The organism is Bradyrhizobium sp. McL0615 (genome assembly GCF_049993905.1).
Taxonomy (GTDB): Bacteria; Pseudomonadota; Alphaproteobacteria; order Rhizobiales; family Xanthobacteraceae; genus Bradyrhizobium.
The window spans coordinates 7013792-7036080 of sequence record NZ_CP188254.1; the positions used below are offsets into that span (position 1 = coordinate 7013792).

Annotated in this window: 24 protein-coding genes and 3 pseudogenes; 10 read left to right on the forward strand and 17 right to left on the reverse strand. The window is 59.3% G+C overall.

The window, feature by feature from the left end; translation table 11 throughout:
- Positions 1 to 157: 157 nt before the first annotated feature.
- Positions 158 to 951: pseudogene (locus tag ACPPVP_RS33905) on the forward strand (IS5 family transposase).
- Here the strand turns inward: ACPPVP_RS33905 and ACPPVP_RS33910 are convergent.
- Positions 897 to 1145 (reverse strand): hypothetical protein, encoded by a 249-nt coding sequence (locus ACPPVP_RS33910; RefSeq protein WP_426538439.1) that lies wholly within the window; start codon positions 1143 to 1145, stop codon positions 897 to 899. The pseudogene ACPPVP_RS33905 and the gene ACPPVP_RS33910 sit on opposite strands and share 55 nt — an antisense overlap.
- Positions 1146 to 1387: 242 nt before the next feature.
- Here ACPPVP_RS33910 and ACPPVP_RS33915 point away from each other — a divergent pair, with 242 nt between their 5' ends.
- A complete protein-coding gene (locus ACPPVP_RS33915) occupies positions 1388 to 2569 on the forward strand; it encodes a GNAT family N-acetyltransferase (RefSeq protein WP_426527918.1) in 1182 nt (393 codons plus the stop codon).
- 184 nt (positions 2570 to 2753) lie between these two features.
- Positions 2754 to 3206, forward strand: coding sequence for a hypothetical protein (locus tag ACPPVP_RS33920; protein WP_426527919.1), 453 nt, complete (start codon positions 2754 to 2756; stop codon positions 3204 to 3206).
- Between the two features lie 419 nt (positions 3207 to 3625).
- On the opposite strand, the gene ACPPVP_RS33925 is transcribed toward ACPPVP_RS33920, so the two are convergent.
- Complete coding sequence (locus tag ACPPVP_RS33925; protein ID WP_426527920.1) at positions 3626 to 4051, reverse strand: DUF4399 domain-containing protein; 426 nt, start codon at positions 4049 to 4051, stop codon at positions 3626 to 3628.
- Positions 4052 to 4061: 10 nt separating this feature from the next.
- Complete coding sequence (locus tag ACPPVP_RS33930) at positions 4062 to 5666, reverse strand: SUMF1/EgtB/PvdO family nonheme iron enzyme (RefSeq protein WP_426527921.1); 1605 nt, start codon at positions 5664 to 5666, stop codon at positions 4062 to 4064.
- A 341-nt stretch (positions 5667 to 6007) separates the two neighbouring features.
- On the opposite strand from ACPPVP_RS33930, the gene ACPPVP_RS33935 reads away from it, so the two are divergent.
- Positions 6008 to 6244 (forward strand): tyrosine-type recombinase/integrase, encoded by a 237-nt coding sequence (locus ACPPVP_RS33935; RefSeq protein WP_426538211.1) that lies wholly within the window; start codon positions 6008 to 6010, stop codon positions 6242 to 6244.
- A gap of 547 nt (positions 6245 to 6791) precedes the next feature.
- Here ACPPVP_RS33935 and ACPPVP_RS33940 read toward each other — a convergent pair.
- Entirely contained in the window at positions 6792 to 6977 is a 186-nt protein-coding gene (locus tag ACPPVP_RS33940) for a hypothetical protein (protein WP_426527922.1), read from the reverse strand.
- Positions 6978 to 6979: 2 nt separating this feature from the next.
- On the opposite strand from ACPPVP_RS33940, the gene ACPPVP_RS33945 reads away from it, so the two are divergent.
- The gene (locus ACPPVP_RS33945; protein ID WP_426527923.1) at positions 6980 to 7171 is read left to right on the forward strand and encodes a hypothetical protein; all 192 of its coding nucleotides are present in this window, start codon (positions 6980 to 6982) and stop codon (positions 7169 to 7171) included.
- Between the two features lie 194 nt (positions 7172 to 7365).
- On the opposite strand, the gene ACPPVP_RS33950 is transcribed toward ACPPVP_RS33945, so the two are convergent.
- The 5 genes from ACPPVP_RS33950 to ACPPVP_RS33970 all read right to left on the reverse strand — a co-directional run bounded on the left by ACPPVP_RS33950 (position 7366) and on the right by ACPPVP_RS33970 (position 10208).
- On the reverse strand, positions 7366 to 7695 hold the full coding sequence (locus ACPPVP_RS33950; protein ID WP_426527924.1) for a response regulator: 330 nt from the start codon (positions 7693 to 7695) through the stop codon (positions 7366 to 7368).
- Positions 7696 to 7819: 124 nt separating this feature from the next.
- On the reverse strand, positions 7820 to 8038 hold the full coding sequence (locus tag ACPPVP_RS33955) for a hypothetical protein (RefSeq protein WP_426538213.1): 219 nt from the start codon (positions 8036 to 8038) through the stop codon (positions 7820 to 7822).
- Between the two features lie 80 nt (positions 8039 to 8118).
- Entirely contained in the window at positions 8119 to 8415 is a 297-nt protein-coding gene (locus tag ACPPVP_RS33960) for a GlsB/YeaQ/YmgE family stress response membrane protein (RefSeq protein WP_426527925.1), read from the reverse strand.
- A gap of 211 nt (positions 8416 to 8626) precedes the next feature.
- Positions 8627 to 8872 (reverse strand): hypothetical protein, encoded by a 246-nt coding sequence (locus ACPPVP_RS33965; RefSeq protein WP_426527926.1) that lies wholly within the window; start codon positions 8870 to 8872, stop codon positions 8627 to 8629.
- A 127-nt stretch (positions 8873 to 8999) separates the two neighbouring features.
- The gene (locus tag ACPPVP_RS33970) at positions 9000 to 10208 is read right to left on the reverse strand and encodes a sensor histidine kinase (protein WP_426527927.1); all 1209 of its coding nucleotides are present in this window, start codon (positions 10206 to 10208) and stop codon (positions 9000 to 9002) included.
- Positions 10209 to 10492: 284 nt separating this feature from the next.
- Between ACPPVP_RS33970 and hspD the strand changes: the two genes are divergently transcribed.
- Positions 10493 to 10945, forward strand: coding sequence for a small heat shock protein HspD (hspD, locus tag ACPPVP_RS33975; protein WP_426527928.1), 453 nt, complete (start codon positions 10493 to 10495; stop codon positions 10943 to 10945).
- A gap of 71 nt (positions 10946 to 11016) precedes the next feature.
- Entirely contained in the window at positions 11017 to 11340 is a 324-nt protein-coding gene (locus ACPPVP_RS33980; protein ID WP_426527929.1) for a hypothetical protein, read from the forward strand.
- 327 nt (positions 11341 to 11667) lie between these two features.
- On the opposite strand, the pseudogene ACPPVP_RS33985 reads toward ACPPVP_RS33980, so the two are convergent.
- The 4 genes and pseudogenes from ACPPVP_RS33985 to ACPPVP_RS34000 all read right to left on the reverse strand — a co-directional run bounded on the left by ACPPVP_RS33985 (position 11668) and on the right by ACPPVP_RS34000 (position 14128).
- Positions 11668 to 12299, reverse strand: a pseudogene (locus tag ACPPVP_RS33985) (class I SAM-dependent methyltransferase).
- An 80-nt stretch (positions 12300 to 12379) separates the two neighbouring features.
- The gene (locus ACPPVP_RS33990) at positions 12380 to 12988 is read right to left on the reverse strand and encodes a malonic semialdehyde reductase (protein WP_426538215.1); all 609 of its coding nucleotides are present in this window, start codon (positions 12986 to 12988) and stop codon (positions 12380 to 12382) included.
- Positions 12962 to 13363, reverse strand: a pseudogene (locus ACPPVP_RS33995) (nuclear transport factor 2 family protein); the annotation flags it as partial. The gene ACPPVP_RS33990 and the pseudogene ACPPVP_RS33995, both read right to left, overlap by 27 nt.
- 30 nt (positions 13364 to 13393) lie before the next feature.
- On the reverse strand, positions 13394 to 14128 hold the full coding sequence (locus ACPPVP_RS34000; protein ID WP_426527930.1) for an SDR family NAD(P)-dependent oxidoreductase: 735 nt from the start codon (positions 14126 to 14128) through the stop codon (positions 13394 to 13396).
- Between the two features lie 220 nt (positions 14129 to 14348).
- Here ACPPVP_RS34000 and ACPPVP_RS34005 point away from each other — a divergent pair, with 220 nt between their 5' ends.
- Positions 14349 to 15245, forward strand: a complete 897-nt coding sequence (locus ACPPVP_RS34005) for a LysR family transcriptional regulator (protein ID WP_426527931.1) — start codon at positions 14349 to 14351, stop codon at positions 15243 to 15245.
- Positions 15246 to 15628: 383 nt separating this feature from the next.
- Here the strand turns inward: ACPPVP_RS34005 and ACPPVP_RS34010 are convergent, their stop codons facing one another.
- A complete protein-coding gene (locus ACPPVP_RS34010) occupies positions 15629 to 16648 on the reverse strand; it encodes an alpha/beta fold hydrolase (protein ID WP_426527932.1) in 1020 nt (339 codons plus the stop codon).
- Positions 16649 to 17274: 626 nt separating this feature from the next.
- On the opposite strand from ACPPVP_RS34010, the gene ACPPVP_RS34015 reads away from it, so the two are divergent.
- Positions 17275 to 17628, forward strand: coding sequence for a YybH family protein (locus tag ACPPVP_RS34015; RefSeq protein ID WP_426527933.1), 354 nt, complete (start codon positions 17275 to 17277; stop codon positions 17626 to 17628).
- A gap of 566 nt (positions 17629 to 18194) precedes the next feature.
- On the opposite strand, the gene ACPPVP_RS34020 is transcribed toward ACPPVP_RS34015, so the two are convergent.
- From ACPPVP_RS34020 to ACPPVP_RS34030, 3 genes are read right to left on the reverse strand one after another with little or no spacing between them, the layout of a single operon-like run.
- The gene (locus tag ACPPVP_RS34020) at positions 18195 to 18578 is read right to left on the reverse strand and encodes a cupin domain-containing protein (RefSeq protein WP_426527934.1); all 384 of its coding nucleotides are present in this window, start codon (positions 18576 to 18578) and stop codon (positions 18195 to 18197) included.
- Positions 18579 to 18595: 17 nt separating this feature from the next.
- On the reverse strand, positions 18596 to 19300 hold the full coding sequence (locus ACPPVP_RS34025; RefSeq protein WP_426527935.1) for an SDR family oxidoreductase: 705 nt from the start codon (positions 19298 to 19300) through the stop codon (positions 18596 to 18598).
- 20 nt (positions 19301 to 19320) lie between these two features.
- Positions 19321 to 21120: a thiamine pyrophosphate-binding protein gene (locus ACPPVP_RS34030; protein ID WP_426527936.1), complete on the reverse strand. Its 1800-nt coding sequence runs from the start codon at positions 21118 to 21120 to the stop codon at positions 19321 to 19323.
- A 206-nt stretch (positions 21121 to 21326) separates the two neighbouring features.
- Between ACPPVP_RS34030 and ACPPVP_RS34035 the strand changes: the two genes are divergently transcribed.
- Positions 21327 to 22235 (forward strand): IclR family transcriptional regulator, encoded by a 909-nt coding sequence (locus ACPPVP_RS34035; RefSeq protein ID WP_426527937.1) that lies wholly within the window; start codon positions 21327 to 21329, stop codon positions 22233 to 22235.
- The last annotated feature ends 54 nt before the right edge of the window (positions 22236 to 22289 follow it).

Consider the following 22289-nt stretch of genomic DNA (forward strand, 5'->3'; position numbering starts at 1 on the left):
TATGGAACCGTTCGTTTCGCATTAACCAGAAAATTCGATCCAACTTTAATTAGACAGCGATGCTGCTGGTTAAGGCAACCTCTGAAGGGATATCTCGTTTCGCGAGGTTCGGCGGGACCGGGAACTGAAACAGAGAAGCTTTCGGGAAGTTCTCGCCATGATCGAAACGTCAGGGGAACGTCGCGCTCAGCCGCGCGAAATCATCAATCTGCCGGCATTGCTTTCCTTCGATGGAATTAGTGGGGTCCACCCTTGTGTTGTGCGCGACATCAGTGCCTTTGGTGCCTGTCTCTCCACGCCTTATTACATGTTTGCCAGGGACTTTGATCTGTCGTTCAACGGCTTTCACAGCACGCTTGCCTGTCGAGTGGTGTGGAGGCAGGTTACCCGCTGCGGCGTCGTGTTCGTTTTGCGTCGGCGCGTACCGAAATCGGTGAGTGCAAACGACGCGGCGGTGCAGATGATCGATACCTCTGTCGTGCGCGTGCATCAGCACGGAGCCTGTGTCGCGGACAACAATCACCAAGACATGGGTCGCTCGCGAGGAGGCCTGACGAGCATTCACGCGGTCGTGGACACCAATGGCCTGCCGGTCCATCTCGCTCTCACGCCCGGCGAGGCGCATGATAACCGGCTGTGCTGAGTTCTCCTCAGCGCGTTGCTTCCCCAAACGATGTTGCTCGCAGATCGTGGCTACGACGCGGACTGGATCAGGGAGCTTGCGCGCCAACAAGGAGCATGGCCAACATTCCACCGAAACGGAATCGCAAAGACCCGAACTGCTTCAGCCCGTATCTGTATCGCGCGCGCAACCTGATCGAACGGTTCTTCAACAAGATCAAGCAATGTCGGCGCGTCACGACCCGATATGACAAACTCGCAGCCAACTCGCTCTTTCAGACTGCTTTTGGCGTATGGGAGAAGATCACAAACCGTCCAGCGTCCCAATGACGTGCCGGGCGCGTCGGGCAAATTCTTGTCGTAGGCTGATCTCCCTGAGCAATCCAATACGGCGGGTCTGCGCCCTGGGTAAGTCGATCGAACATCTCAAATGATGCACGCGCCTGAACGAATACTTCGGCATTGATATCGATGTTATCAAACTTGATTCGGCGCGATTGAAGAAGATGATTCTGGACGTCCATCGGGCCACCGCAATCGAAGCCATCTTGGGACGCAAGCGAGCTTCCGTCTCGTTGGCGGCATCTCGATTGTCGCGCCATTCTGCTGCCGTCCTTTTGGCGTGTAAGTCTACCATTGGCATGACCACAGCAGGCATGCCGTCACCGTCCAGTCGGCTACGAGACACGCGGCGGAACCTGAAGAGGCGGAAATAATTAGCACCGCACGGGGTTACGAGTCACACTGGAGCCTGCCGAGTGGAGAGGTGAGCGCTATTATTCCAGATGTTTCCTGCAAGCCCCGTGAATCGTTCTCGGTTTCCGTACTAACGCGCGCGGAACTGTCAGGATGCGCACCCTGGACATCGACTTTCGCCGACCAGCGAAAAGATCATCGGTATTACGAGATCCTCGACGACACTGTCCGGGACAACTTCGAGTATCGATATTTTGCGATTGTAGATAGCAACGGCCAAGTACGAGCGATCCAACCGTTCTTCCTCGTCGATCAGGATGTTCTCGAAGGGCTTGGCCCTAAACGAATTCGTTGGATTTCGCTGGTCCGACGATTCTATCCGCGCTTCCTTAAACTGCGCGCTTTAATGGCCGGTTGTTCCGCCGGCGAGGCCCACCTCTCAGCTACTGAAACTCTGCCTTCCAACATCGTCGCGAAAACCTTGTCGGACGGCATCGTTAAGCAAGCAAGATCGCTCAACGCGCAACTCGTCGTGCTGAAGGAATTTCCTGCTCGCTACCGCAAGATACTTCACTGCTTCGTGCAATGCGGCTTCTCGCGTGCCCCGAGCATGCCGATGACGAAACTGGACATCGCATATGACAGCTTTGACGTCTACATGGAAAAGGCCCTGAAAAGCTCGTCGCGAAGGAAATTGCGCAAGAAGCTCGAGGCGACAGCCGGCATATCGGATATTCGCATGAGCGTCACCGACGATGCGACATGTTTCGTCGATGAGATTTATCCACTCTATCTGCAGGTGTTCGAGCGCTCAAAGATGCAATTCGAGAAGCTAACCAAGGACTTTTTCCGCCAGCTCGGCCAGCGGATGAACGATAAGATCAGGTTCTTCGCGTGGCGTCGCGGAAACAAGCTGGTGGCCTTCACCCTTTGCATGGTGCAAGGAGATTCGCTGTACGCGGAGTATGTGGGTTTCGACTACGCCGTTGCACTCGACCTGCATCTCTATCACTATGTTGTTCGGGACATGGTTAGTTGGGGGATCAGCAAAGGGTACAAATGGTTTCGCAGCAGCGGGCTAAACTATGATCCGAAGCTACATATGAAGCACCGACTCGATCCCATTGATCTCTATGTGCGCCATACGTCGGCCCTTGCAAATGTAATATTCAGGCTGTCGCTGCCCTGGATGGTGCCAGCACGCTACGACGCGACACTGAAGCTATTTCCAGACTACAAGGAACTTTGGTGACGATTTTTGGGCTGCCGCGATTGAGCTTCGAATCCTGTCGAGAGTGCCATCGACCATCTTTGCCACCCACGTCAGTACCCCTTCGAACGTCGCCGCTCTACGCAGTTCATAATTGGCGATCCGGCGGTTTGACCGTGGCGTTAAATCGGGCTGCTCACCACATTGATGTAATTGACTCCGCCAGATGATCGTCGAAGATATTCAGCCGCAAACCAACATCGAATGGCTTTGGACGCTGGATCTGGTCGAGCTCTCCTGGGACCTCTTTCGGTACCGGCGATTGAAGAAGAGCATTCTGGACGTCCATCGGGCGACCGCAATCGAAACCATCTTGCGACGACTGGACGGTGAAGGCGTGCCTGCCGAGGTCATGTCAAGGGTAGACCTACACGCCAAAAGGACAGCCGCAGAATGGCGCGACGATCGAGATGCCGCCAACGTGACGGAAGCTCGGTTGCGCCGAAACAAGTTTGATAACATCGACATCAATGCCGAAGTCTTCGTTCAGGCGCGTGTATCATTTGAGATGTTCGATCGACTTACCCACTTGGCGCAGACCCGGCGTATTGGATTGCTCAGGGAGATCAGCCTACGGTGGCGGATGACGGTCGACCGCGCTTCGCGCGGGGCCGACTAAGAAGCGACCAGCCTCGAAGCCGTCATCCAATACCTTTTGACGGGTCGATGTAAAAACCCGATGCGCGTTGTCGCCTTCAATACCGCCGAGCGATGGTCTGAGGACGTGTCCGCAGACGTGGCCCACGAGCTCCGGCGGCGCTGCCGTTCTTTCTCCAGAATTTCAAGGACCGTTATGAGGGCCGGGATCACGACATACACTTCCGCTGCCCATACGCTTGGTGTGATGAATGATCCATCACGTTTTCTGTCGGTACCAATGATGTCAAGCGTGCGCGAGCATTCTATGAGCCTCTACACCGTTCGGCCGCACTGCTGACGAGCCAGATACACTCCGGCAAGGAAAAAGCACGCGCCGCGTTAACGAAGGAGCGCTGTGGCGGCTAAACCGGACCAAACAAGCTGCAGTGGAATTCCGCTTTATCTCACCGTGACGGCAATTTTCTGCGAGATCACCGGAGGGTCGAACGGATAGTGGCCAGCGTCGCCCAGCACGAGCTGAAGCGTGTGCTTGCCGGGAGGAAGTTCTATCCGCGCTTCCGTCTGGCCCGCTCCGAAATGAAGGTGGGATTTGTCCTGCGGAATCGGTTCCTTGGGATCGATCGGCTCATTCACATCAATCAGCAGATGATGATGGCCGCTGTTCTGGTAATTATCGCCGGCGTGCGTAACGCCCATGTTGCGCAGTCCGAAGCGGCACCAGAATCCGCCTTTGATGGTGGCGCCGTTCTGGGGCCAAACGAAATAAAGAAGCACATCCTTGTGTGCGGGTTTGCCTTGAGCGGATGCGGCGAATGGCAGGCACGTGAGCGCTGCTGAGAGAATGATGCGCTGCATGACCTTCATAACTGCCTCTTCAACGCTCCTTGAGAGAAAGCACGACGCGGAACCCATGAGTAGGATAGCGCACGTTGGTGTCATAGTTGCTGCGGCTTGAAGTCCGGGCATAATCCGAGGCTTTCCTCCAGGAGCCAGAGCGGATCACGTGCGAGGGACACTCATTCTCGACCCACGCTGATCCATCCGCCGGAGCGCCCTGGTAGGTTTTGTGCCAACAGTCTTCGACCCATTGATCAACGCCGCCCCCCATGTCGAATAGGCCAAAGGGATTCGGCTTGAGACTGCCGACTTTGACCGGTTGATCGTTGATTGGGATGTCGCTGCAGCCCTTGCAATTGACCATGCCGGGCTGAAACTGATCTCCCCACCAGTATCTGGTCTGCGTGCCGCCGCGGGCGGCGTATTCCCATTCAGCTTCGCTCGGCAGTCGATACGCCTTTCCAGTGGTTTCCGCGAGCCACGCGACATATTGCCTTGCATCGCTCCAGCTTACGTTCGTAACCGGCGCATCGTCTTTCCCTGCGGCCGAAAACCCGCACGATTTTGCGGCGGCGCAGGCGTTCCATTCCTGCACGGTGATTGGAAACTTTCCCATCGCCAACGGCTTGACCGTGACTTGCCGGATCGGCTTTTCCGTGAAGTCTTCATTGCTACCCATGGCGAAGCTGCCGCCCCGAAGCGAGATCATCTCAGGTTCTGGAATCGGCGCAGCCTGGGTGGTTGGCTGGCTTGCTGGTGTGATAGGTGAAGCGGATGGCGGTAGCGAAGCGGCCTTTTTGGATGCTGGAGAGGGACCAGGCTGCACGGCCGTCTGATGCTGATTTGGCGCCGCCGTCCGAGCGGGCGGAGGCGGTGGCGAACTTGCCACGGGCGCCGGAGCGCCTTGTGCTTCCGCAGGAGATGGAACGGGCGCAGACGCCTGATTTATCAACTTGCGAGGTTGCACAAGCATGTACCACAGGGCACCGCCCGCAATGATTATTAACGCAACGCTCAACAGGGCGATCAAAATGGTTTCGCGGTGCTTCCGGCTTCCCCGAAGGGCCGACGGGTCTGAAAGCACGCGGTAGACTCGCACGGGATCGGTGATGTTCTTGACCTTGCGGTCGCCTAGCGCCTCGTATCCGCAGACCAATTTATGCTTTATCTGTTCGTAGACGCCGCCGGAGATGTAGACTTGGCCAGGATAGGCGATGCCTTCAAGTCGCGCGGCGATATTGACGCCGTCGCCATAAACGTCGTCTGCTTCGATGATGACGTCGCCAAGATTGACACCTATTCGATACTCAATCCAATGATGCACGGGCAGTGAAGCGTTGCGGCCAACGAGATTTTGCTGGATAACGATGCTGCACCGGACGGCTTCCACGGGACTATCGAAAATTGCGATAAAACCGTCGCCGGTGGTCTTAACAAGCTTGCCGTGATGTTCAGTAATGCTAGGTTCGATGAGGTCGCGCTCGATCCGCTTAACGCGGTTATGAGTTCCCTCTTCGTCAATTTGCATTAGACGGCTGTAGCCGGAGATATCGGCTGCGACAATCGCAGCAAGGCGGCGCGGCGTCGGCTCGCGTGGCGGCTCACCATTTCGGACTGACTTAATGTCGCGAATCTGGGCCATGGTTCAGATTGATTTCCAAAACCGTAAGCAACAGTATTAGGTAAGACAATCTTTGAATGGCGGTAGCCTAACATACCGCTGTTTTGTGGGCAACGATGCGCTTATAGGCTCATCTGATGTATTTTGATGTGAACTGGTTCACGCGGTTATCGAGGCTCACGGCTCTCTAGGCGGGATAGGTGCCCACAAGGTCTCGAACAGGCTCGCGACACGTTCGAAATTTGCTTGATCCGCCGGGGCGCCGCTTTGCTGGGGAACGTCAGATAAGATCCATGCGCGCGCTAGGCGGACTGTGGCTGGCGAGATTGAAGAGGCCGCCTTCGGCCGGCGCTGTCGATTGTATGGTGGCGATCCGCCAGTCCCATTCCTTGAGTCGACCGCCACGGCGCCTTGGCGTGGCGCAGAACTTGGCTTTCCTGTGCACGCCCACATGCCGCCACGCCTGTGGCTACGCGCTGGCCAATAAGGGGCACGATACGCGGTCCCTGCAGGCCTATCTCGGCCATAAGAACATCCGACATACCGTCCGCTATACTGAATTGAGCCCGAATCGCTTCCGCGGCTTCTGGCGGAACTGAGGGCACCGCCCAATCAAGTCACGTGGTCCGCCAGTGGCAGGCCGTTTGCCGCGACGGCCGTGCTCCGCATACTGTCAGCATAGCCTCTGACTACAAGCCATCGAGTTCGACTCTCCGACGTTTGACGCGTCCTTCACCCGTCCAGCGCCCCCCTCCTCGATTTCAACTACCGTAAAAAGGCAACGGCCAAGGTAGTCACGACGAGGCGGCCGCGCCTGTCCTCTTCCTCTGCGCAGATATCGTGATAGCTCCGCTCCGGTACGGAGGTCTACGGGTAGATAAAGCCCCACGAAGCCGAATGGCTGAGTGACGAAATCCTCCTGAAACAAACGACAGACAGCCGAACCGAAGCAATGGCTCCAGAGCGCCAAATCGCCAGCTTCGAATGCTCGCTTTGCGACACGACTTTGGAGACTTGGAACACCGCGCGGGTTCCAACTTACCAATTTCTGTCTGGCCCCGTTCGGATGCCTAGGATAGCGGAAACAAATTAGCCGCATGCGCGTAGACCGTTCACGAACATTAACTCGCGCGAATGCGGGGCTAATCAATGTGTGGTCAGTGCGATCAGATCGACATCAAGATTAAGCGCCTCCAGGTTATTGCGCGTCGAATACTGGATCAGCAGACGCTGGACGGCATTGCCGAGTTGATCGCCGAATTGGAGGCGGAAAAGGCCGCGCTTCACCCGGAATAGCAGTGTTAAGCATGCGCCCCCTTCTTGGGGAACCATCCATGACCCTGCTTGGTTCATCAGGAAGGGGTTACCTGATGATCATTTATCAAGAGAAGATTGCGCCGCCGCTCGCTCCACCGAACGGCGAAGAGCAAGTGGCGTTGTTAGTGGAAGCGCTTGTTTGCGAGGATCGTTGGGTTGATAGTTTTATTGCCCGCCTTAACAACACAATCCGAGACATGAAGCACTAGTCCCGTCCGGCGTTCGCCCCACCTGACGAAATGCTGGCTCGGCTTGCAACTGCGGACCCGGTATGCGGCGTAAACCCTCTCATTAGGAGATCGAGCCAGCGCGATTCCTGTTGGACTGAATGAGTATCGAAAAAGGCTCCTTGAAAGCGAAGACTCACCCGCCTCTGGACTCTAGTTCATATTTTCAAACGTTCTCATCGCCGCGACAACATTCTTGCCGACATTGGGCTTGGGAATAAAAAGCGCATTCGCCGGGATTCGAGTAGCCGAACCTTACCACTAGTAATGATGATATGAACCGGCGACCACCTGTCTCTTACGGCAGCGGCCAATTTCAGCCCGTTCATGGAGCCGGGCATGTTGATATCGGTAAAAACGAGGCGGATATCCTGACGGGCTTCGAGAATGGCGATCGCTTGGTCGGCATCGTTCGCAATGACGACGGTGTAGCCGGCCTCTTCAAGTTCTTCCGCGACGAGTTCTCTGATCAGGGTCTCATCTTCAACAACCAAGACTGTAGGCATTTCCACCCTTCCGGTGGGCACATCCAGGCCACGACTGCATGCATCAAGGCCGGCGACAAACAATCGTTCCTTTCGACGGATCGCAGGTCGGGCGGTAGCTCGAAGTCCTCGCTGCGGACCGCCATCAACAGCGTGTCAGGATCTGAAGCTCCATCAATGCCATTCTTTGCAATATAGCGGGGTCTCGCTCGCCGTCCTTCGCGGTGCGGAGTATCGTTTCCGCAATGGCCTGGACATGCGCGGAACTGACGGGATCCGGCAGTGAGGCGACCGCCCTATCCAACGCCACTTTCATGATCGCGATCGTTTCAGGCGGAAACGACGCATTCGAGAAGTCTTTCATCTGGAATCGATCCGGGGCTAAGTTCAGGGTCGTGGTTCTCGCGGCAAACGCACGAGCCGTTGCCGAGACGCGGGCATGGGTCACCCCCAACGGCCGCGCCATCTGCTTCCCCATCCACCGCCACCGCGGAGAAGCCGCACCACGAAGAGCAGCAGTACCGCGCCGATGGTGGCGTTGACGATCGCGCTGATGATGCCGCTGCCGAGATGGATGCCGAGCCGGGGCAGCAACCAACTGCCTATAAAGGCGCCGAGAATACCGATGATCAGATCGCCGACGATCCCAAATCCGGTCCCACGTACGATTTGACCGGCCAACCAGCCTGCAACGAGCCCTACGAACAATATGACCAAGAGGCTTTCGCTCGACATATTCATCTTGCTACCTCAATCGTTGGTCCGAATGGCGTCCATCAGCGTAACCAGGTGTTGCGGTAATCGGTTATGCTCGCCTGCCAGTCTGATCCGCAGCCGAGCACCTATTTCCTCGCAGATCGCGGCGCTACACACTCGGTCGATCTGAATTGCATTGCGAGCTTCTGGACTGATCATCAAGGTCTCCCATTCGCCACGTCTGCAAGCTGCTTGCCTAGCGGCGCGCCGTGACCAGGCGAACTTCGCGAACCATCGCCTCGCCGCTATGCAGACACTGCGCATCGAAGCGGGGCCAGATCTGCTGCGAACAATTTCGCGCAACAGTCGGAAGTTCAAGCCGGTCCGACTTCGCCAGTACGGAGGTCTCGCCCGCGGCCACCTGAGGCGCAAACCCCGGCAAGGCAATAACCGCCGCTCCCAAAAGGCCGAATATGGCCAGGGAGGTGAGAGAGTTGTTCATATGAGGCTGCTGACTGTGGCTGATAGCCGATCCCGCTTCGCTTGGGGATCATGAGCACAACGGCGCAATCCATGGGGAGTTCCCTTGACCGCAAGCTATATTTGAATCACCCCGGCGCCGGCGCGGCTCAGCTCGTGTTCTCGTCCAAGGGCACGTCAAGATGGATCATGACGCCTTTAGGCGTGTTGGACGTCACTGCAATGCGTCCCTCAAGTTGGGCGATCAGGCTTTTAATCACTTTGAAGCCGAGACTCGCCCGTGGCTGGTCGATATCGAAGTCCGTTGGAAGACCGATTCCCTGATCTGATACTTCCACCCGCAAGTCGCTGCCGTGCCGTTCGCCCGAAACGCGGATTTCGCCGGACCCTTCTGGGTAAGCATGCTTGGCGGAATTAGTCACAATCTCATTAATCAGAAGGCCCAGTGGAATCGCTTTGTCGGCGGAGATCGTCAGAGGATCGAAAGCGCAGCTTACGTTGTGCGCCACGGTCTCCTGCAGCTTCCGGCAAAGCTCGCCCGCAAAGTCCGCGATGTTTACAAAGCCGATCTTGTTGCTGCGCCATAAGTGGTCGTGGACCTGGGCAATCGTGGTGATGCGCGAAGCCGCGTCTTTCAAGGCATTTCGGACATCTTCCGACTCCGCGTTGCGCCCCTGCACGCGGAGCAGACCCACGACCGACGCCAGGCTGTTCTTGACGCGGTGGCTCATCTCGCGCGTCAGCATGGCCTGGTGGTCGAGTGCTTCCTTGAGGTCCGCGTCGGCATGTTGCCGCTCGATGGCAATACCGAGCAAACCAGCGAAGCCGGCAAGGAAGTCGGCATCCGCAGCATCGAACTGGCCGGGGTCGGCACTGTCGACCTCCAGGACACCGAAGGGCAGATTGCCCTCGCCGCCTCTCGCGATCAGGACGTTGATCGCCCGCTTGATCCCGTGATCCGACAACAGCTTGGGCGTGCGAAAGCGTGTTTCTTCGTGAAGATGATTTGAAATCACCATTTGGCCGGTCCGGAACGCGTAGCCGGCGGGAGATTCCATATCAATCCCGAGCGACACCTGACCGATCGTTCCCGGTGCCCAGCCGACGCCGGCACGGACCAGCAGCCGCCTGTCGTCAGGCATATACTCAAGCACCTTGGCCAAGGATGTTTCGAGGCCTTGGGCGCAGAGTTCGGTTGCGCGTTGCAGGATTTGTCCAATGTCCCGGGTCTGCATCGCAGAGCGACCGAACTCTCCAAGCAGGGACTGTTGTCGCAACCGGTACGGTAGCTCCTGCCTAGTGGCATCGGTGGCTGCGGTAGGGGCCGATACTGAATCCTTCCCGGGTGGAGTGGGCATTAGTTAGTCCCTCAGAGAGGCCGCCGCGAGCGCCGCAGGGGAAATGTAGCATGGCGCTACTGCCGGGAGGACACGATTTCTAATGCCTAGGCGACCGCAGCCGGCTGTCAGAAGAGGATGGAAAAAAATTTGGACCCCTTTTGAAACCAAAATCCGGTTTTTTTATTTTCCAAGTCGCCACCGCAAGGTGGCTCCCGGGCGCCTGATGGGCCCGGGGACCTGAGACGGGCACCGGTCGTGTCCGGCGCCGCTATTAACCATTTTGCTCCTAGGAGGATCTGGCTATGCGCACTTATGACTTCGCTCCCCTCTTCCGGTCGACCATCGGTTTCGATCGTCTTTTCGACCTCGCTGAGACCGCCCAGCGCGGCGCCGAGGAAGGCTACCCGCCCTACAACATCGAACGCCTCGAGGAAGACCGTTACCTGATCACGCTGGCGGTTGCGGGCTTCTCGCCCGATGAAATCTCGATCACTGCAGAGCAGAACGTCGTCACCATCGAAGGCGGCAAGACCGAGAAAACCGAGCGCGAGTTCCTGTATCGCGGCATCTCGACCCGCCACTTCAAGCGGCAGTTCAACCTGGCCGACTACGTTCAGGTCAAGGATGCAGCCTTCGACAACGGCCTGCTCAAGATCGAACTGGTCCGGGAAATCCCAGAAGCCATGAAGCCGCGGCGGATCGCCATCAATGGCGCGCAGCCGGCCAACCATCAGATCGAGTCCAAGGCGGCCTGAGCGAACACCCCGCGGCGGCCCGGAATTGTTGTCTCGGGCTGCCGCCCCACTCGTCTTGAATGGAGGATACCATGCGGCCGACGACCGCCATCAACCACAACGTATTTGACTTCCAGGCGCTGCTGCACCCGGGCACCGTCTTCGAACATCCCAAGGACGTGGTAGCGCATCCGGACCTGACGCTGGCCGAGAAGCGAGCGATCCTGGCTTCCTGGGCCTCCGATGCATCGGCGATCGCGTCTTGCCCGGCACTGCGCGCTCCGGCAGGTCTAAAGGCGCCGGTCAGCATCGACGCCATCTTGGAAGCCCTGTGCGACCTGGACGGCGGGCCTCGCCATCCGCCGGGCGGGAAGGCCTGCAGACTGCGGTCCACCGAGCGGGCCATCGCGGCTTAGACCACTGATATGACGAAAGACCGTCAGGAGCGATGACGATGACAGAGGAAAATCTCGCCCGTTGACGCGGCTCGCACTTGCTGATCGTCGATGTCCCGCGCACGTGCTTAATTGAGACGTCCAACTGCCACCTCTTTAACAGCTTGGATGGCCGCTTTGCGCCAGAAGCGGCCGTTCGATACCCGACCGGACCAAGCAACGACTGGGTGAAGAACACCTGCGCGAAGCGGGAGATGCCGGTGGACCGCCGTGCACCCGCAGACAGGTCGAGATGCGACAAGCATACCTTCGCGTCAGTCAGGTCGCACCAGTCGCCACCGGGACCTGTCAGGGCTTCACGAACCGATAGGCGAAGCGATCGGTCTTGCCCTTGACCGAGGGGGCGAACACCTTGATCGAATGAGGATCATCCTTGTTCGCGAGCATGGTGCTTTCCGCGTCCAGCACGAAGCCTGCCGCCTCCACCTCCGCGCGAAGGGATACGGGCTCAATCCGATGCAGCGACAGGGCGTCACTCGTGCCCGCCCCGACGGCGGCGGCATGGTCGACGATGACGTAGGACCCGCCGGGCTTCAGCCGATCGTAGACAGCTCGATTGAAGTCGGCCGCCGTCGCGCCCCTGGCCTGGATCAGCGCGGTGTGGAGATCATGGTAGAACAGGTGCAGCCACAGGACGTCCGCCGGTTGCGTGGCCTCCGACATCGCCACAAGGTCCGCCGATACGGCTTCGACGTTCTCCCGGCCCGGCTCCTTCGCAAGCGTCCGCATGCGGCCGACCGGATCGTTCTTGAAGTGGGCGACTTCGGCCGGCACGAAGCTGTAGACCCGGCCTTCGGGTCCCACGACGTCGGAGAAGAGACGGGTCCAACGCCGTCGCCCGGGTAAACGTCGATGACGGTGGAGCCCGCATCTACGCGTGCGAACCGGATCAACTCGGATAGCCTGGATTGGTCGTACATCGGGATCTCCATTACGATTGGGCACATTCACGGTGGCCGCGACGGCCAGCGCTTTCACTGTTCGCTCCGAATGCCTGGACTTAGGCCCAGCGGCCGGCCTCCTCGAAACCAAGGCGAGGATTGCGCGGGAACACGGAAGCTGGATCGCCGTGCCCGATGCTGCAGATGAAGTTCGACCGAACCCGCGTGCCTGAAAAGAACGCCTTATCCACGCCAGCGTTGTCGAAGCCGGACATGGGCCCGCAGTCCAGTCCCAACGCCCGCGCAGCGACGATGAGGTAAGCGCCCTGCAGCGTTCCGTTTCGCATTGCCGTCACCTCGGCCACGTCTGGTGCTGCGAAGTATTTCTGCATGACCTCGGCGGCGTGAGGCAAAAGCTTTGGCAGTTCGCCGGCGAAATCCAGATCGTGGCCGATAATGACCGTGACAGGAGCCTTCAGAATCTTCGGCTTATTCGGTTCCGCAGCAAGCCCGGCGAGCCGTGCCTTTCCATCGGGGCTACGCACCCAGACAAACCGCGCGGGGCTGCTGTTCGCAGATGTGGGGCCCCATTTCAGGAGGTCATAGATCTCGCGTACCAGATCATCCCCTACAGGACGATCTGCCCATCCGTTGGGGGTGCGAGCGGAGCGAAAGATCTGATCAAGCGACTGATCGTTTCTTGCGTCGATGTGCGAGGCCCGCGCCATTGCTTGCGTGTCGATGTACTCCTGGATGTGGGCGACTTTGCCGTCTCGAACGGCAATGTCGAAGACCCATTTGTCCTTGAACGGCCTATTCGTGGCTTTGATTTTTCCCGTAGCGACGCCGACGACCATGACCCGGTCTCCCTGCGCCACGAATTCGGGAGGCTTCGGGTATTGCGTTTCCACCTCTTCGGACGCCTTCTTGAGCACAGCCGCCAACTCCGCGTGCCCGCGGTGCGTGCCTGCCAGCGGCCAGCCTTCGCCCGGAATGATCCACTCAATATCTTCGGCAGCCAACGCCAGCAGATCGCGCGCGTTGCTACTGCCCATGGCTGCAAAGAAATTCTTCACAAGCTTGACATTCTCTTCGGTGCTCATCGTATCTCTCCGTTTTCGCTCGGCGCGAAGTCAGATGGCCGAGAAGCCGCCGTCGACGGACAACTCCACCCCGTTCACGAAGCTCGAATCGTCCGAAGCAAGAAACAGCGCGGCTGCTGCAATTTCCTCGGGACGCCCCATCTTTCCCCGCGGGATCAGGGATTCGAACATCCGCTTCGCTTCCTCGGTGAGAACCTGGTCCTGCATCGGTGTGGCGATCGGCCCTGGGTGCAGCACGTTCACCCGGATATTCCTGCCCTTGAGTTCGTTGAGCCACCCGCGTGCGAATGCGTGCAGCGCCGCCTTGCTCGCCGCATACACGCTGTAACCAGGAAAACCTTTGATCGAAGCAACTGACCCGGTCATGAAGATCGATCCGCCGTCGTTGAACAACGGCAACGCCTTCTGGACCGTAAACAGCGTGCCGCGCGTATTCAGGCCGAAGGTCGCGTCGAAATGCTGCTCGGTAATCTCGCCCAGTGGGACGGCTTCGCCCGTGCCGGCGCTCGCGTACAGGATGTCGATCCTGCCCTTTTCCCGCTTGACCGTGTCGAACAGACGGTCGAGGTCGTCGAGATTGGCCGCGTCGCCGCGCACGCCGGTCACGTTCCGGCCGATCAGCTTGACGGCTTGGTCCAGCGCCTCCTGTTTCCGGCCAGTGATGAAAACATAGGCGCCTTCTTCAACGAACCGCTGAACGCTCGCCAGCGCCATGCCGCTCGATCCACCCGTGATGACTGCAACCTTACCTTCAAGCTTTCCCATGACTGCTTCCTTCCAGGCTTCCGCCTCTGATCGTTTGGGGACGCCCCCAAGAGCCTCGACATAGGTCCGCCGGGGTCAGGCGTTGAGTGCGGAAAAGCGCACATCGGTGGTGCGAAAACGATCCGGGCTCGTCGCTGCAAGCTATGATTCAGCCAATAATGCAATATGATCCGTCAGATAGGGCCTTTGGAATGAGCACCGTGTGGTGCTGGATTGCACCATGATCGACTGGGATGACATTCGCTACTTTCTCGCCGTCGCGCGCGGCGGCTCGGTGCGGGCCGCCGCCAAGAGCCTTGGTGTGAACCACGCGACCGTACTGCGACGCATCGCCCAGCTTGAGGAACGCCTCGGGGCGCTCATGTTCGAAAAGCTGCCTGCGGGCTACCGCCTGACTGATGCGGGCGAGGAGGTCCTCGAACTCGCGAAGCAGATGGAAGCGTCGTCGCTCAAACTGGAGACGCGCGTCTTGGGTCGGGACCAGAGCGTGCGCGGGCTGCTACGGGTGACGCTGGCGCCGCCCCTCTCGACACATCTGGTTATGCCGGACCTCGCCGATTTCGCGCGCCTACATCCGGACATCGAGATGGAAATCCTGTCGTTCGGCGAACTGGCAAACCTGACCAACCGGGAGGCCGACGTCGCGATCCGCGTCGTCTACGACCGCAAGACCCTGCCGCTCAATCTTCACGGACTGAAGGGACCGGAGGTGTTCGGCGGCGTCTACATGTCCCGCGATCGACTGGCCGCATGGCGTGCGGGCGCGCCGGATCCCATCCGGTGGATCGTCATAAGCCTTCATGGAATTCCGGATTGGGCCAGCGAGGGTGAGGTTCGCACCACGGGGGTCCCATTCAGGACCACCGACGCCGAGTCGCAGATCGCTGCTGTACGGCAAGGGCTCGGGTTGACGACGCTGCCGTGCTTCATTGGCGATGTCGACCCCCTGCTGGTGAGGGTGCCGGGCACAGACCTGCACATGTATGGAACGGTTTGGTTTCTCACAAAGGGGGAGACACGCAAGACCAAGCGCGTGCGGCTCTTCACGGAGTTCATATCCCGCAGGCTCGCCGCGTACGCGCCGCTTCTCTCGGGGCAGACCACATCGCACGATTGACGCCCTGCAGGTCGCCGGTGGTTGAATTCAAATTGCGGATACCGCTGCACGAACCCGCGGTCACCAGATCGGAGACTAAAAGCTTTCCTCAACAGGACGGCCGATGGTCCTACCGCTTTCTCGATGGCGGCGGTGCAGGGCTGATCAATGAGGACGTCGTGGACCGAAGATCCCGAGATCCACTAACCTCCTTCATCCTCAGTCTGCCGCATTCTTTTAAAAGAGCTTCTGGACCTTAGCTCATCGTCAATGGTCCGGAGGTCCGCTTTGCGCCGCTGCTGGTGACAAAGAATGTCGCTTTGCCAAACGCTCGACGAGCTTGTCCTCAGATTCCATCCGATGCTCTCCCGGTAAAGCAGTCCGCGGCAAGTGCGGTCAGATCGCTATTCAGCCGCTGCAAGCTCACTCGATCTGCCTGCGACTTCTGTTATCGCCGACATCACTTGATTGGTGGCTGTCTGTTGGATCATGTGGCCGTTGCCGGCTATCCGGTGAAAACTGCTCTGGATGATGTCGGCGTGAAGCCGGGCGGACTGAGTGTCGATATCAATCAGCTTGTCTTGCTCGCCGGCGATGATGACGACCGGCATCTTCAAATCGGCATATTGGTGGCGGAGCATGAAAGCGTCGGGGATCATGAGCGCAGACTCGGCGGCCGATGCCCTGATTTGAGATGGCCGCAGCGCCATTTCCTTCGGAAATGCATTGAACTTTTCCGGTACCGATCTTGGGCCAAAGATCTTCTTCAGCATCAGCGGCCATATAACCCGGCTCAACAGCGGAGACAGCGTGTAGCTCAGAATATCGCCGACGACGGGCACGGACGGGATGGACAACGCGACGACGTCGGGCCTCACCGTCGGATAATAGTATCCGGAAGCAAGAACGAGTCCTCGGACCCGATCGGGGTATTTCAACGCCAGTGCAACCGCGACAGACGCGCCCCAGGAATGCCCAAGCACGATTGCGTCGGAAATGCCGAGCTGCACGAGGGCGAGCTGAATCAATTCCGCCTGGGCGCTCGGCGTCCACACGACATTGCGAGGCCGTTCACTGTGACCGAATCCGGGACGATCAAAAACGATTACACGCTTATCTTTAGCAAGAAGATCTATCAGGCCGCTGGATTCAAAATCCTGGATCATGCTCCCGTTGCCGTGGAGAAGAACCACCGGGTCGCCTGCGCCGCGCTCGACATAATGCAGTCGGACACCGTTAATCTTCAGAAAGCGACCGGAAGGCGGATTGTCGCGCTCGGCTTTCTTCGCAAGATATCGATTGGCCACCGCCACCGCAGCAAGAGTTCCAACCACCGCTGCTGACGCAGCCACGAAGGAATTCGTATTTGTAGCGGGTCGGCCTCGTACAGAGCTGCGAAGCCGCTTGATGGAAACTGCGGTCATAGGTAATCCTCCGTCCGCGTGCACGAAATCCGGATGATCCTGGAAAATGTTGCAGCGCAGGATTGAACCTGCGGAATTCAGGATCGTTCCAAAGCCTTTCCGCGTCGTGAGACGTTAGTGATTCAATTCCTATCGCAGCGCGACGATGATTTTTATGCGTCAAGCGGGGGCGTTTTCCCAAGCGCTGGCAACGCTCGCCCTCTCTTGGGAGCAATCGATTCTTCGAGTCGGCGCGCCGCTCGGAAGTCTTCAAGATAATCGATGCTCGGAGCGAGGGCTGCTTCCTTGGTCAAAAGCAAATAGATTCGTCCAACCGCTCTTTGAAGACGCTTTAGCTTGCCAACGGGCATTCGTCGCGCCCTGCAGATGGCCCTATGGGCGTAAGCGTGCAGATAGTCGACAGCATCGGACATTAAGGAATCTCCCAGCTTTCAACCGCGCTGGTTCTGCTCCGTTCCTGAACTCGGCCGAAGTTCTCACGCGAGGTGGCTGTGCTTCGAAAGCGTCGACAAGAAGCATCACCAAGTCGTTCCACTTCGGGAACTGGTAATCTAACGGGTGCTGAACGCGCGGTTCGCAGCGCGTTAATTCGACTTGCAGCAAGTGGGCTCCCGGGAGGACCACATATGGCGAATGCAAGACAACCTTTTGATGCTATCGGTATCGTTGCCGATTGGATCGACGCCTGCAAGCAGCACCGCTTGGAAGCGTTGCTCGACCTCTACGATGACGGAGCTACCGTCGAATGTTGTGAGGGCGGCAACTTCACCGGCCGATCGGAAATGGAGCGATACTGGCGGCCGCGGCTCGCCAGAGCCGGACGCGGCGCGTTCGCAATCGACGCCTTGATGCCGGAGGAGGATGGCGTTTCGCTCGACTATCGTGACTACGACGGAAGCCGCATGAGGACGCATTTTCGGTTCACTCAGGCCGGCAAGATCCAACTAACAGCATGTGAACCTATCCAACTTGCTGCATGAACTCAGTGCTGGTAACCGGAGCGGCGAGTCCGACAACTCGCCGCTACAGCCCCTCACCGGGCTACATTACCGCTTTCTCCAGCGCGGCTGCCAGGTCTTTTGACGTATAGGGTTTGGCCAAATGCCCAAACTCAATCGACCGGTCGCTCCCCACGCCTCTCGATCCTCGCCAGCACTCGTCGATAGTAGCTGCACGTATGCACTCGATATGCGGCGCGGCGAAGCCACAGGATTTCTTTACGCTCCTATCAACCTTGACACGCAAGTGCTCGATTTCGAATGGCTTTCACGCAAGTACAAGTTGAATATTTCGCTGAGCTTGAACCCCGCCTATAAAAGAGGCCTCCTTCGTACATCGTCTAATCGGGCCGGCCACCGAAGTGGGATGCCATAAGCCTCCGTAGCCGCTACGAGCGCCGTCCCTTATTTCGATCAACATGGAAATATTTCAGACTATCAGGCAATCGTCCCGCCGTAACAGGGATTCACAAGTCTAGCACTTGCGTCATAATCGGACGTTCGGGCATCCGTTCTGACCTATGGCGCTATGTGGCCAATTCTCGTTCTCAAACCGGTTTCTCATCGTCCGTGACCGGCGACGTCACCACCAAAAACACCAGATCAGTCACCCCCGAATTCGAAATCGCGTGTTCCACGCCGGGCGGCAGGAAGATGAAGTCGTGCTTGCGCACCACGTGGTTTTTGCCGGCGATCTCCATCAGCCCCTCGCCTTCGAGCACGTGATAGATCTGCTCCTGCACGAGATGCTTGTGGCGCGCGACATGCGCCATCGGCTGGTACATCGAGATCCGATAGTCGAGGTGATGGGAGCCTGCGGTCTCCGGCATGACAAGCGGTTTGGACAGCGCGCCGCCGAAATGATTGGGGAATTCCCGCCACGGCACCTCGGCGATGTTGCGGATGAAGGCGCCGTTGTTTTCCGAAGCCATGATGGCCTCCTTTGCCGTCAGATCACCAGCGCCCCGCCATCGATATAGACGATCGATCCGGTCGCAAAGCCGTTCGCCATAAAACCGAGAATCTGCCGCGCGATATCCTCACCAATGCCGACGCGGCCGACCGGCAGCGACGCCGCAGCTTTCGCTAGCATCTCGCGCCGCGCCTCCTCCGGCATCGCGGCGCGGATCGGCGTATCGATGATACCGGGCGAGACACAATTCACGCGCACCGGCGCCAGTTCCAGCGCAAGCGCTTTAGCCAGGGACTCGAGCGCACCGTTGGCTGCGCTAACGATTGCCGAATTCGGGCGCGGACGAACGCTCAGGAAGCCCGACACCAGCGTCAGCGATCCGCCCGCGCGGATTTCCGCGCTTTTCGCGACACGCCACGCGCCCCAGAACTTGCCTTCCATCGTGCCACGAACATCTTCCATCGCCACCGTCTTGAACGGGCCGGTGCGAAGCTGCGCCGCCGTCACCACGACATGATCGACTGGACCGCAACGGCGGAACAATTCCGCCACGCTGTCGTCGCTGGTGACATCGGCGGGGATCGCAATCGCGTTCAGCGTCTTGGCCACCTTGTCGAGCCGCTCGACATTGCGCGACGCAATAATGATTTCAGCGCCCTCGCGCTTTGCCATTTCCGTAGTCGAGAGGCCGATACCGGAGGAGCCACCGACGACGACGACTTTCTTGCCTGCAAGCAACATGTGATTTTCCTCGCGTGAGATCAGGCGGGCTGGTAGCGCGTGCCGATGCCGGCCTTGCTCTGGCCGAGCCCGGGCAATTCCCAGACCCCTGCGCCGACCGGGTTGATATCGGCGGCGATGTCGACATCGATCAGATAGGGCTTGTTCGCTGCAATACCCCTGCGGATGGCCTCGCCTAGATCGCCGGCGCGGTCGACGCGCACGCCCTCGACGCCGCAGGACCGCGCCATCGCGGCGAAATCCGGGCTGTAGCGCTCGCCGGTGTTGGGATCGTGGAAGTCCGTCGCAAGCTCCCGTCCACCGAGATAGCCGCGTTGCAATCCGCGGATCGAAGCATAGGCGTAATTGTTCCAGACCACCCAGACCACGGGCAGATTATATTCCAGCGCCGTGCCCAGCACGTTGGCGTGCATGAAGAACGCGCCGTCGCCGCACACGGATACGCAGGGTCGGTCGGGCGCGGCAAATTTCGCGCCCATCACGCCGGCAACGCCAAAACCCATCGGGCCAAAACCCATCGAGCCGATCAGGGAATCCGGCCGCTTCGGCTTGCAGAAGCCGAGCAGCCAGTTGTGGTGCACGCCGATGTCGCTGACCAGGATCGCATCCTCCGGCAGTGCCTTGTCGATTTCGAGCGCGGCGCGCTGCGGGTTGATCGGCGTGGTATCGTCGGAAAATCCGGGGGCGACGAACTTGTCCCAATCTTTCCGGTAGCCATCGATCTGCGACAGCCATTTTTTCCGCGCATCGACCTTCTTGGTGAGATCGGCGCGGCGGTCGAGTTCGGCATGCACCTGTCGCAGGAAAGTGCGGACGTCGGCCATCAGGCCGAGCGCTACGGGATAGTTGCGGCCGATCTCCTCGGGATCAATATCAACGTGGATCAGCCGCGTCGGCGGAATGGTGAAGGAGTAGCCCGGGATCCAAGAGCTTGAGGTGCGGTCGTCGAACCGCATCCCCATCGCCAGTAGCACGTCGGCCTGACGCGTCGCGTGGTTGGCCTGATAGTGCCCGGCGCGCGCGACGAGGCCCAGCGCCAGCGGATGGTTGCAATCGATTGCGCCAAGGCCGCTGGCAGATGCCGCGACCGGAATCTGCAGCCGCTCGGCAAGTTTCAGTAACTCTTCTGCCGCACCGCCATAGCGCACGCCCTGCCCAACGATGATCGTCGGCCGCTCGGCACCGAGCAGCATGTCGACGGCTTTCACCACGCCTTCCGGATCCGCACCGCATCGGCTCGAAATGTTGGCGTTCCAGGCCTGCGCGTTCGGCGCCTCCTCGGCGGCCGATTCCATGAACACGTCAAAGGGCACGTCGAGCACGACGGGGCCGGGCCGGCCGCTCGTCATGGTCTTCCAGGCCTGCCGCACCGCCAGCGGCACCATCTCGCCACGCGTCGGCTGGAACACCTTCTTGCACATCGTGCGCACGGTGGAGGGAAAGTCGGCCTGATAATGCCGGTACATTTCCTGGAAGGCGCCGCGATTGAACTGGCTGGTCGGCACATTGCCGGTCACCGCCATGAACGGCACGGAATCGAGGAACGCGTTGGCGAGCGAGATCGGCAGGTTCGCCGAGCCGGGCCCACAGGACGTAAACGTCGCCGTCGGCCGCCCCGAGACGCGGTAGTAAACGTCGGCCATGAAGCCGGCGACGCTCTCGTGATGCACCGAGATGGTCTTGATGTCGGACGAGCGCTCGTACAGCGCGTCGATGAACTGGATATTGCCGTGGCCGCACAGGCCGAACACCTGCGGCACCTTCTCTTGGATCAAATAGTCGACGATGACCTGGGCGCCGTTGAGCATGTTACGCGACATCGTGTGGCTCTCTCCCTGCAGCTCAACGAATTCGCCTCCGCGTCTTGCTTGCACGGCCGGCGATGGGGTCCGAACCTATTTCTCATAATACTGTACGTCAATTGCTATTGTGGTATGGTCTGGATTAGGCCTCGCGCGAAGCGCGGCGCTGTTGCTGCGTGGACGGCCTGATAGAGTTCGCCCCGCCCATTTGGAGAATTGATTCCGTGAAACCGCGCCCCAAGCTAAAGACGAGCGACAAGCCAACTGCTCCGCGCAAGGTTTCGAACGGCAAGGTTTCGATCGCAAGGCTGGTGCCAACAAGCGAGCCCAATATCGACGACGAGGCCGAGGAGCGCGCGCGGGGCGGCGTGCAGTCGCTGGGACGCGCCTTTTCGATCATCGAGGAGGTCGCCCGCCACCGCGAAGGCATTGGACTGGCGGATCTCAGCAAGCTGGTGGGCTTGCACAATTCAACCACCTTCCACCTCGCCAAGACGCTGGTCTCGCTCGGCTATCTCCGGCAGGAGCGCGATTCAAAGCGCTATCGTGTCGGCCGCCCGCTGTTTGCGTTGGCCGCCAGCGCGCTCGACGAAATCGAGATGGTCAATCTGGCGACGCCGATCCTCGAAGACCTGTCACGCGAGAGCGGCGAAAGCGGCCATTTTGCTGTGCGTATGGGCGACGCTGTAATCGTGATTGCCCGCACCAGCGGGCCCGGCGCGTTCCAGTTGACCGACCGCGTCGGCGTGGTGCGCCCGGCGCATTGCACCGCGCTCGGCAAGATCATGCTGGCCTCGCTGCGCCCCGACCAGTTGAAGCGCTTCGTCGAACGGGTGGAACTGAAACCGTCGACGAAAAAGTCGATCACCGATCCGGCCGTTCTGCTGCGCGATATCGCCGAGATCCGCCGCAGCGCGATCGCCTTTGATGACGGCGAATTCAACGCGGAAGTCCGCTGCGTCGCGGTGCCGGTCTATAACTTCACCGGCGAAGTGATCGGCGCGCTCGGCATTTCCGGCCCGATCTGGCGCATGACCGACCAGGTGCTGCAAAGCCGCGCCAAGCTGGTGCAAGCGGCCGCCGGCCGGCTGTCGGCCGAATTCGGCGCGCGGGATCTGGCGAAATCCTCCTGATCCGAACGAGCTAAAATCCGCTCCAAACCGGTTGAACGCGGCTGCGACGCATTT

Excerpts from the sequence above, each read along its gene's own strand:
- ACPPVP_RS33950 (WP_426527924.1), bottom strand. The coding sequence starts at position 7,695 with ATGCCTACAGTCTTGGTTGTTGAAGATGAGACCCTGATCAGAGAACTC.
- ACPPVP_RS34010 (WP_426527932.1), bottom strand. The coding sequence starts at position 16,648 with ATGACCGCAGTTTCCATCAAGCGGCTTCGCAGCTCTGTACGAGGCCGA.
- ACPPVP_RS33930 (WP_426527921.1), bottom strand. The coding sequence starts at position 5,666 with ATGGCCCAGATTCGCGACATTAAGTCAGTCCGAAATGGTGAGCCGCCA.
- ACPPVP_RS33970 (WP_426527927.1), bottom strand. The coding sequence starts at position 10,208 with ATGCCCACTCCACCCGGGAAGGATTCAGTATCGGCCCCTACCGCAGCC.
- ACPPVP_RS33920 (WP_426527919.1), top strand. The coding sequence starts at position 2,754 with ATGATCGTCGAAGATATTCAGCCGCAAACCAACATCGAATGGCTTTGG.
- ACPPVP_RS33960 (WP_426527925.1), bottom strand. The coding sequence starts at position 8,415 with ATGAATATGTCGAGCGAAAGCCTCTTGGTCATATTGTTCGTAGGGCTC.
- ACPPVP_RS33955 (WP_426538213.1), bottom strand. The coding sequence starts at position 8,038 with ATGAAAGACTTCTCGAATGCGTCGTTTCCGCCTGAAACGATCGCGATC.
- ACPPVP_RS34030 (WP_426527936.1), bottom strand. The coding sequence starts at position 21,120 with ATGTCGCGTAACATGCTCAACGGCGCCCAGGTCATCGTCGACTATTTG.
- ACPPVP_RS33925 (WP_426527920.1), bottom strand. The coding sequence starts at position 4,051 with ATGAAGGTCATGCAGCGCATCATTCTCTCAGCAGCGCTCACGTGCCTG.
- ACPPVP_RS34015 (WP_426527933.1), top strand. The coding sequence starts at position 17,275 with ATGGCGAATGCAAGACAACCTTTTGATGCTATCGGTATCGTTGCCGAT.
- hspD (WP_426527928.1), top strand. The coding sequence starts at position 10,493 with ATGCGCACTTATGACTTCGCTCCCCTCTTCCGGTCGACCATCGGTTTC.
- ACPPVP_RS34000 (WP_426527930.1), bottom strand. The coding sequence starts at position 14,128 with ATGGGAAAGCTTGAAGGTAAGGTTGCAGTCATCACGGGTGGATCGAGC.
- ACPPVP_RS33935 (WP_426538211.1), top strand. The coding sequence starts at position 6,008 with ATGGTGGCGATCCGCCAGTCCCATTCCTTGAGTCGACCGCCACGGCGC.
- ACPPVP_RS33945 (WP_426527923.1), top strand. The coding sequence starts at position 6,980 with ATGACCCTGCTTGGTTCATCAGGAAGGGGTTACCTGATGATCATTTAT.
- ACPPVP_RS34025 (WP_426527935.1), bottom strand. The coding sequence starts at position 19,300 with ATGTTGCTTGCAGGCAAGAAAGTCGTCGTCGTCGGTGGCTCCTCCGGT.
- ACPPVP_RS33980 (WP_426527929.1), top strand. The coding sequence starts at position 11,017 with ATGCGGCCGACGACCGCCATCAACCACAACGTATTTGACTTCCAGGCG.
- ACPPVP_RS33940 (WP_426527922.1), bottom strand. The coding sequence starts at position 6,977 with ATGGTTCCCCAAGAAGGGGGCGCATGCTTAACACTGCTATTCCGGGTG.
- ACPPVP_RS34005 (WP_426527931.1), top strand. The coding sequence starts at position 14,349 with ATGATCGACTGGGATGACATTCGCTACTTTCTCGCCGTCGCGCGCGGC.
- ACPPVP_RS33910 (WP_426538439.1), bottom strand. The coding sequence starts at position 1,145 with ATGGACGTCCAGAATCATCTTCTTCAATCGCGCCGAATCAAGTTTGAT.
- ACPPVP_RS33990 (WP_426538215.1), bottom strand. The coding sequence starts at position 12,988 with ATGGCGCGGGCCTCGCACATCGACGCAAGAAACGATCAGTCGCTTGAT.
- ACPPVP_RS33965 (WP_426527926.1), bottom strand. The coding sequence starts at position 8,872 with ATGAACAACTCTCTCACCTCCCTGGCCATATTCGGCCTTTTGGGAGCG.
- ACPPVP_RS34020 (WP_426527934.1), bottom strand. The coding sequence starts at position 18,578 with ATGGCTTCGGAAAACAACGGCGCCTTCATCCGCAACATCGCCGAGGTG.